Annotated in this window: 6 protein-coding genes; 2 read left to right on the top strand and 4 right to left on the bottom strand. The window is 64.1% G+C overall.

Annotated features, from left to right (window positions below):
* Nucleotides 1-342: 342 nt before the first annotated feature.
* The gene (locus tag ACFE72_RS23715) at nt 343-1,284 is read right to left on the bottom strand and encodes an acetamidase/formamidase family protein (RefSeq protein WP_375415572.1); all 942 of its coding nucleotides are present in this window, start codon (nt 1,282-1,284) and stop codon (nt 343-345) included.
* Nucleotides 1,285-1,447: 163 nt separating this feature from the next.
* Here ACFE72_RS23715 and ACFE72_RS23710 point away from each other — a divergent pair, with 163 nt between their 5' ends.
* Entirely contained in the window at nt 1,448-2,236 is a 789-nt protein-coding gene (locus ACFE72_RS23710; protein WP_375415571.1) for a DUF169 domain-containing protein, read from the top strand.
* A 226-nt stretch (nt 2,237-2,462) separates the two neighbouring features.
* Nucleotides 2,463-3,650 carry a saccharopine dehydrogenase family protein gene (locus ACFE72_RS23705; protein ID WP_375415570.1) on the top strand — a complete coding sequence of 396 codons (1,188 nt, stop codon included), beginning with the start codon at nt 2,463-2,465 and terminating at the stop codon, nt 3,648-3,650.
* Between the two features lie 77 nt (nt 3,651-3,727).
* Here the strand turns inward: ACFE72_RS23705 and ACFE72_RS23700 are convergent, their stop codons facing one another.
* The 3 genes from ACFE72_RS23700 to ACFE72_RS23690 all read right to left on the bottom strand — a co-directional run bounded on the left by ACFE72_RS23700 (nt 3,728) and on the right by ACFE72_RS23690 (nt 8,004).
* Entirely contained in the window at nt 3,728-4,981 is a 1,254-nt protein-coding gene (locus ACFE72_RS23700) for an O-antigen ligase family protein (RefSeq protein WP_375415569.1), read from the bottom strand.
* A 64-nt stretch (nt 4,982-5,045) separates the two neighbouring features.
* On the bottom strand, nt 5,046-6,572 hold the full coding sequence (locus ACFE72_RS23695) for an undecaprenyl-phosphate glucose phosphotransferase (RefSeq protein WP_375415574.1): 1,527 nt from the start codon (nt 6,570-6,572) through the stop codon (nt 5,046-5,048).
* A 298-nt stretch (nt 6,573-6,870) separates the two neighbouring features.
* Entirely contained in the window at nt 6,871-8,004 is a 1,134-nt protein-coding gene (locus tag ACFE72_RS23690) for a glycosyltransferase family 4 protein (protein WP_375415573.1), read from the bottom strand.
* Nucleotides 8,005-8,060 lie beyond the last annotated feature (56 nt).

Raw genomic sequence — 8,060 nt, 5'->3', positions numbered from 1 at the left:
CGGTCAGCATCCCGCCCCTCGACTGTCGTCCCCGCGCAGGCGGGGACCCATACATCCCGCGCGCTCCTGTTGAGGCAGGGCGTTGCAACGTCATCGTATAACCGCCGGTGCGGTGGTTATGGGTCCCCGCCTGCGCGGGGACGACGGGAATTTTCGGACACCGGCGATATCGAGCCAGCCGAACGAACCCGGTCAGCATCCCGCCCTTCGACTATCGTCCCCGCGCAGGGGGGGACCCATACATCCCGCGCGCTCCTGTTGAGGCACGACGTTGCAACGTCATCGCGCAACTGCCGGCGCGGTGGTTATGGGTCCCCGCCTGCGCGGGGACGACCGATCGAGTTACCCGTGCACCACGGACTTCGCGATCATGCAATGAATGCCCTTGGAGCCGTTCACGGTCTGCGTAACGCGCAAATCCGCGGCGAGGCTGCAGAGCGTGTAGGCATCCTCGCGCGACAGATTCCGCTTCTCGGCGAGCAGCACGATCATGTCGCGCAGCGCACGCACCACGCACTGGTCGAGGTCCGGGTCCATCGCCATGGTCATGTAATGATCGGGCGTCTCCGCGCGCGGGTATTGCAGCGCCATATCCTTGCGCAGCGTCAGCTTGAAACGGCCCTGCAATGCCGTTTCGATAGCGGTGACGCAGACCTCGCCATCGCCTTGCACGCCGTGACCATCGCCGCAGGAAAACAGCGCGCCGGGCACGAACACCGGCAGATATAGTTTGGCGCCGGGGAGCAGTTCCTTGTTGTCGAGGTTGCCGCCCATGGCGCGGGGGATCAGCGAGGTGATACGGCCCCACGCCGGCGGCGGCGCCACGCCCATGACGCCGAAAAACGGTTTTAACGGCAGGTCCAGTCCCCACGGCATGCGGCCGACCATCCGCGTTGCGTCGAGCGGAATGTTCAGCAGTCTCGTCTCGTGAAAATCGTCGGGCAGGGTGCCCGCCAGCGGGCGGATCAGGTTGTAGCCCCAGTCCTGCCGGAGTTTTACGTCCAATATGTCGACCTCGAGGACGTCGCCCGGTACGGCGCCTTCGATCGCCACCGGCCCGGTCAGGATATGGCCGGGCACCATGCGCTCATTGTTCGCATGAACCTCGGCAAGCTCCGGCGGGACGTGAAACCTGGCCGGGTCCGGCACCACCTCGGGACCGCCGCTGAGGGTGTCGATCGTGACTTCGTCGCCGCTGGCGATGGTCAGCACGGGTTTCAGTTTGGCTTCGAAGAAGCCCCAGTGGCAGGTGGCGGGGCTGGCGTGCAGATGGTGATGCGTCATGACCGGGCTCGCGTCGGGGCGGGGCGGTGAGTGTGCCTTGGCTGAATTGATCTGTCGATTGGAGCACGGTCAGTAATGCGCCTGGGTCGCACCGGCCGATCAATCCAGCTACAATCCATTACGCCACAGGCAGCGGCCGGTCCGGCCGGTCAGGGAGCAGGTCATGCAGCAAGACGTAGCGCGGTTGGAAACGTTCGATTTGCCGGCCATGGTGGCCGACCTCAACAGCCTGCTGCGCCTGAAGACCACGGTGACCGGCATGAAGATGTTCGCCACGGTGGACGAGATGGCGGCGATTCCAAAAATCCGGCGGCCCACCGCCGTTCACACCACCGACCAGATCGTCAGCATGGCGTCGCGGCTGGGCTGGACCGTCGGGATCACCGCGGAGGATCTCGTCGGCGCGCAATGCCGCGCCGTGATCGGCCTTGCGCCGCAAGACGACAAGTGGCTCGCCGGGCAGTCCTATGTCGGGGTCTGGCATGAGAATGCCGAAGACGCGCGCAAGCGCCAAGAAGCGCTCGATGTCGTTCCCTATGGCCGCTACCAGGCGCTGGTGGTGAGCCCGCTTGCGAGCGGGCGGCTCAATCCGCCGGACATCTGCCTCGTCTATGCGACACCGGGCCAGATGATCATCCTCATCAACGGCCTGCAATATACCGGCTACAAGAAATTCGAGTGGGGCGTGGTCGGCGAGACCGCCTGCGCCGACTCGTGGGGACGCGCGCTGAAAACCGGCGAGCCCAGCCTGTCGCTGCCGTGCTATGCCGAGCGCCGCTATGGCGGCGTGCCCGACGAAGAGATGTTGATGGCGCTGCAGCCGTCGCATCTGGCCAAGGCTATCGCGGGCATGAAGGCGCTGGCGAAAAACGGCCTGCGCTATCCGATTGCACCCTACGGAATCCAGAGCGACGTCCGCTCCGGCATGGGGATTTCCTATGCGAAAAAATAGGTCGTCATTGTGAGGAGCAGCGAACCAGCTCAGACCCGTCACTTCGGGACACGCCGCTTGGCGCGGGTCCGGAATCCATGACTGCTGATCGTGGTTACGGAGTCCGGGCTCGCCGCTGCGCGTTGCCCCGGAATGACGGTGCTTGGTCGCAAGCGCTCCTCGCAATGACGATGGACATTGTCGAACTGTTCACGCTATTCCAGCGATCATTTTGAGGAAATCGAGCATGAAGCCTTCGTCGAAATTCGACATCATTGTCTATGGCGCCAGCGGTTTTACCGGGCAGCTCGTCGCCGAATATCTGGCCTCACGCTACGCCAAAGACAGCGATCTGAAATGGGCGATGGCCGGTCGCAGCCTGGACAAGCTCGCATCGGTGCGCGACGCCATCGGCGCGCCGGCCGGACTTCCGCTGATTGCGGCCGATGCGAGCGACCCTTCGTCGTTGAAGGCCATGATCGACCAGACCCGGTCGGTGCTGACCACGGTCGGCCCATACCAGCTCTACGGCGCCGAACTGGTCGCGGCCTGCGCCGCATCGGGCACCGATTACCTCGATCTCTGCGGCGAGCCGCTATGGATGCGGCAGATGATCGACGCGCACGAAGCGGCCGCAAAATCCAGCGGCGCGCGGATCGTATTCTCCTGCGGTTTCGACTCGCTGCCGTTCGAACTCGGCGTATTCTTTCTCGAGCAGACTGCGAAGAAAAAGCTCGGCCGCCCGGTCAGCCGCGTCAAGGGCCGCGTGCGCACGATGAAGGGGACGCTTTCCGGCGGTACCGCGGCGAGCATCAAGGCGACGTTCATCGCGGTTGCCAAAGACCTCAGCCTCGCAACGTCGCTGCGTGACCCCTTCATTCTGACGCCTGGATTCGAAGGTCCGATGCAGCCGCCCGGCAACAAGCCGAAATTCGATGCCGATCTCGACGCCTGGACCGCGCCGTTCCTGATGGCGACGATCAATACCCGCAACGTGCACCGCTCCAACCTGCTGATGAATTTTCCTTACGGCAAGGACTTCATCTATGACGAGATGATGCTGACCGGTCCCGGAGAGCAGGGCGAAGCCGCCGCCCGAAGTCTGGTCGCGGCCATGAACGCCGAGCGCCTGGGCGGTTCGGGCGGACCGAAGCCGGGCGAGGGCCCGTCGAAGGAGGAGCGCGAAACCGGCCATTACGATCTGCTGTTCGTGGGTCTTGCTCCGGACGGCCGCCAGGTTCGCGCCGCCGTCAAGGGCGACCGGGATCCGGGTTACGGATCGACTTCAAAAATGATCTCCGAATGCGCGATGTGCCTGCTGCGCGATGCGCCGGATGTCCCCGGAGGCATCTGGACTCCCGGTGCGGCGATGGGCGATCGCCTGATCAAGCGGCTGGTGGATAATGCCGGGCTGACCTTCGAGGTGGAAGGGTAGATCGTAGGCCGGAATAGCGCAGCGTATTCCGCCGACCCGGCCCGGATGGTTGGCGCAATACGCTACGCTATTGCGCCCTACGGTTCTGCGGCCGGCCGCTGCGTTGCCATGTACCGATGCGTGGCGGCGAACATGCCCCACATCGCCCCCAGCATCATCCAGAAATGCCGCCAATGGTCGGTGTCGATCACAAAACTTTCGCCGACCGTGCCGAGGAACGCCGCGAAGATGGCGAGATAGGCGCGTTGCCAGGGCACGCGCACGAAGATGTGGCGAAAGCCCAGAATGACCGTGGTGAACATCAGCGCCGGATAGCAGATGCCGGAGATCCAGCCGCCCGACATGAAGGCGTTGAGGTAGGAGTTGTGGGTGTCTTCGGGAAAAAATTTGGTGAACTGCAGCGGGCCGATGCCGAACGGCAGGTCGAGCGCCATCTGTGCGCCGAGGACGTGCCGGCCGAAGCGGCCGAATCGGCCCTCGTCATAACTCTGATCGAAGCTCGCGCGCTGCCTGAACATCTCGGCAACCGAATCCAGCGACAGCAGCACCACGAGCAGCGCCGCGACAAGGATGACGGCCGCCGCCGCCATCGCGATGATGCGCGAGCGCTGGGCCCGCGACTGGCTGGTCAGCACCATCAGCGCCAGCATGAAGGCCGATGCGACCGCCAGCAGTCCCCAGGCCGCGCGCGAGAAGGCCAGCAGGATTGCAAGCGACATGACGCCGAAGGCGATCGCGCTGCGGAACGACTTGCCGAAGCGGTCGGACACCACGCTTTGCAGCACGAACAGCGCCGGCAGCACCAGGAACGCGCCGAGCACGTTCGGGTCCTTGAATGTGCCGCGCGCGCGCTCGTATAGCGTCAGCAGGTCGTGCCCTCCCGGCACCAGGTTGAAATAGCCGGCGATGCCGGCTGCCGCGGCGATCAGACCGCCCACGATCAGGCCGCGGCGAAGCAGGTCAAGGCGCGCGGCCGTATCTTCGGACAGCACCATGGCGAAGAACATCACGGTGGCCGCCATGTACCACGAGGTCAGGATCCAGTTGGCGATCTCGGTCTTGTCCATCAGATAGGCGGCGCCGATGGTGTAGCCGATATTGATCAGGAACAGCAGGATCAAGAGCGGGATGAAGACCAGTTGCAGCCGCAGGCCCGCTGCAAGGAAGACGATCAGCGCGGCGAGCATGGCGAATTCGTAAGGACTGGGTTCGACGAAAACGATCGCGCCTGCGGCGCCGACCGACCACAACAGCGCGCGCTGCAGCGAACCGATCGCCGGCGCGGCCGTCAATGAAGACAAGGAGCTGTCGGCCGCCGCCGTATACGCCATCACACACTCACCGCGAGCTACCACACCACAAACCGCAACCAACCCGGCACTCCCGGCAGCCAACTCAATACGCGTTCTCGCTGCGCGTCATCAACGCCAGCGGCGTCTTGAGCAGGATGTAGACGTCGAACAGCACCGACCAGTTCTCGATGTAATAGAGATCGAACTCGACGCGCTTCTGGATTTTTTCCTCGTTGTCGATCTCGCCGCGCCAGCCGTTGATCTGGGCCCAGCCGGTGATGCCGGGCTTGACGCGGTGGCGCGCGAAGTAGCCGTCGACGGCCTCGTCGAACAATCGGCTCTGCAGCTTGCCCTGCACCGCGTGCGGACGCGGACCGACCAGCGACAGATTGCGCGCGAACACCACGTTGAACAGCTGCGGCAGTTCGTCGAGGCTGGTCTTGCGGATGAAGCGGCCGACCCGGGTAACGCGCGGATCGTTTCTGGTGACGACTTTTGTCGCCAGCGGATCGGCCTGGTGGTGATACATCGAGCGGAACTTGAATACGTCGATGCGTTCGTTGTTGAAGCCGAAGCGCTTCTGCCGGAACAGCACCGGGCCCGGACTGTCGAGCTTCACCGCGAGCGCTACCAGCGCCATCACCGGCGCCAGCAGCACCAGCAGCACCGCGCCGACCACGCGATCGAACAGCGATTTCATCACCTGGTCCCAGTCGGTGATGGGCGCCTCGAATACGTCCAAGGTCGGCACCTTGCCGAGATAGGAATAGGAGCGGGGGCGGAAGCGCAGCTTGTTGGTATGCGCCGACAGCCGGATGTCCACCGGCAGCACCCAGAGCTTCTTCAGCATATCGAGAATGCGGGTTTCCGCGGAAATCGGCAGCGCGAACAGCACGAGATCGACGCGGGTGCGGCGGGCGAATTCGACGATGTCGTCGACCTTGCCGAGCTTCGCAGCGCCGGCGCAGGTGGCAAGCGCGCGGGTGTCGTTGCGGTCGTCGAATACGCCCAATATGTCGAGGTCGGAATCGTCCTGGACTTTAAGCGCTTCGATCAGCTTCTCGCCGTTCTGGTCGGAGCCGACCACGATGGTGCGGCGGTCCAGTCGACCTTCGCGCGCCCAGCGCCGAACCATGCTACGCAATATCATTCGCTCTGCAATGAGCGCGGCCAGTCCCGTAAAGAAGAACGCGGAGAGCCAGAGCCGCGACACTTCGCCGCCGAGCTTGGCAAAGAACGAAGCGCCGATGAACAGCAGGAACACGAAGGTCCAGGCCGAAATCATCCGGGTCATCTGCCGAAGCTGGCCGCGGAATACCTGGACCTCGTAGATATCGGAGGCCTGAAAGCAAACTACGGCGGCGGCGGCCATGCCGAGGATCGCTGCAATATATTGCCAGTTGAAGCCGGAGAGGCGGGCGACGTAGCCGAAATAGATGGCGATGCCGACCAGGCTCAGAATGATGAAATCGGCGACGCGGACCGCGCCCGCGATTACGATCGGCGAATAGGCGGTTCGCACCTTCTGGTTGGTCACCGCCAGCGCCGCCGGTGACAACCGCCGCCTCCGTTCGACCTGCGGGCGGGCGTCGGCGCCTTCCACCGCGACGGCCGCGGCGGCATTGATCATGGAGCGTGCGTTGATCGGTTCCACAGTCACTCAAATCCGTATGTGCGCGCAAGACGAAAGATGTGCGCGCCGGGTAAATGCTTAAACCTACGGATTAAAGGATAAATCGGAAGAAACAGTTACGTCGTTAATCAGGGTTAACGATCGGCTAACGGCTTGAAAGACACTCGGCCGTCATGGGCGGGCCTGTCCCGGCCGTCCACGTCTTTCCTGCCTGAGCACTGTCAAGACGTGGATGCCCGGCACAAGGCCGGGCATGACGAACTGGGGTACGGGATGACGAAACTGGCGCCCGGGCTTAACGATCGGCAAACGCATCGCGATAGCCGGCCATGATGCCCTCGACCATCGCCTTCTGCGAGAAATGCAGGAAGATGCGTTCGCGAAGCGATCTGGCGCGCTCCGCGGCGGCTGCGGGATCGTCCAGCGCCATTTCGATGGCGTCCGCCATCGCCCCGACAATGTTGGGAGCGAACAGGGCCTCGGTATGCCGGCCGAAAATCTCCGGAATGCCGCCGACATTGGCGGCCACGATCGGAATTCCCGCCGCCGCCGCTTCGATCACCACATAGGGCATCGAATCTCCGCGCGAGGGAACCACCAGCACCCGGCCCTTGGAAAAGCCGTAGCGTGCCTTGACGTGGCCGATGAACCGCACGGCGTCGCCGAGACCGAGCCGCGCGACCTGCGCCTTCAGCGCGTCAAGTTCCTCGCCGTCGCCGGCCAGCGTCAGCTTGACCGGCTTGCCGCCAGCGCGCAGCAGCGCCACGGCGTCGATCAGGATATCGGCGCCTTTGATATGTCTGAACTCGCCGACATAGACGACATCGGTGGCGTCCTCCGCCGTCGGTATGGGGTCGAATTCGTCGGCAGTGACGCCGTTGAACACGCAGCGCACGAGCCCGGCCGGCCTGCCGATGGTGCGCTGGTAGGTGTCCCGGGCAAATGCGCTCTCGAACAGGAACAGATCGGTGCGGTTCATCAGCGCGCGTTCGAGGCGGCTGTAGATCGCGCCCTTCAGCGTGTTCAGCGGGTAATGCAGCGAGCCGCCATGCGGCGTGTAGACGCGGATGGTTTGGTCGGAACGTCCCTTGAGGCGGATGAAGGCGCCGGCCTTGGCGCCGTGGCCGTGCAGGACATCGGGCTTCAGTTTTCGGATCAGGCGCATGAAATGCGCCCATACCACGAGGTCAATCGGAACCGGTTCGCGCCGGATGGCGAGGCGGTGGACGCCGAGCTTCAATCGCGGCGCGATCACCGCCAGCGCCGCTTCGGCGCGCTCGCCACCGGTCATGCTGTCGGCGATGATTCCAACGTGGTGGCCGCGGTCGGCCTGTCCGTTGGCGACATCGAGGATATGACGAAAAATTCCGCCGACCGGAGCGCGAACCGCGTGCAGGATACGAAGCGGCTGGTCTGGAGCGCCGGTCATCTCAGAACCAGCGCTCACCGACGAGCACGGTATCGCCGGGGCCGATCGGGGTGCCG

Origin of the sequence: uncultured Bradyrhizobium sp. (assembly GCF_964252615.1) — a bacterium.
Taxonomy (GTDB): domain Bacteria; phylum Pseudomonadota; class Alphaproteobacteria; order Rhizobiales; family Xanthobacteraceae; genus Bradyrhizobium.
Note: the sequence above shows the minus strand (reverse complement) of the source record. Positions and strands in the feature narration are given on the sequence as shown.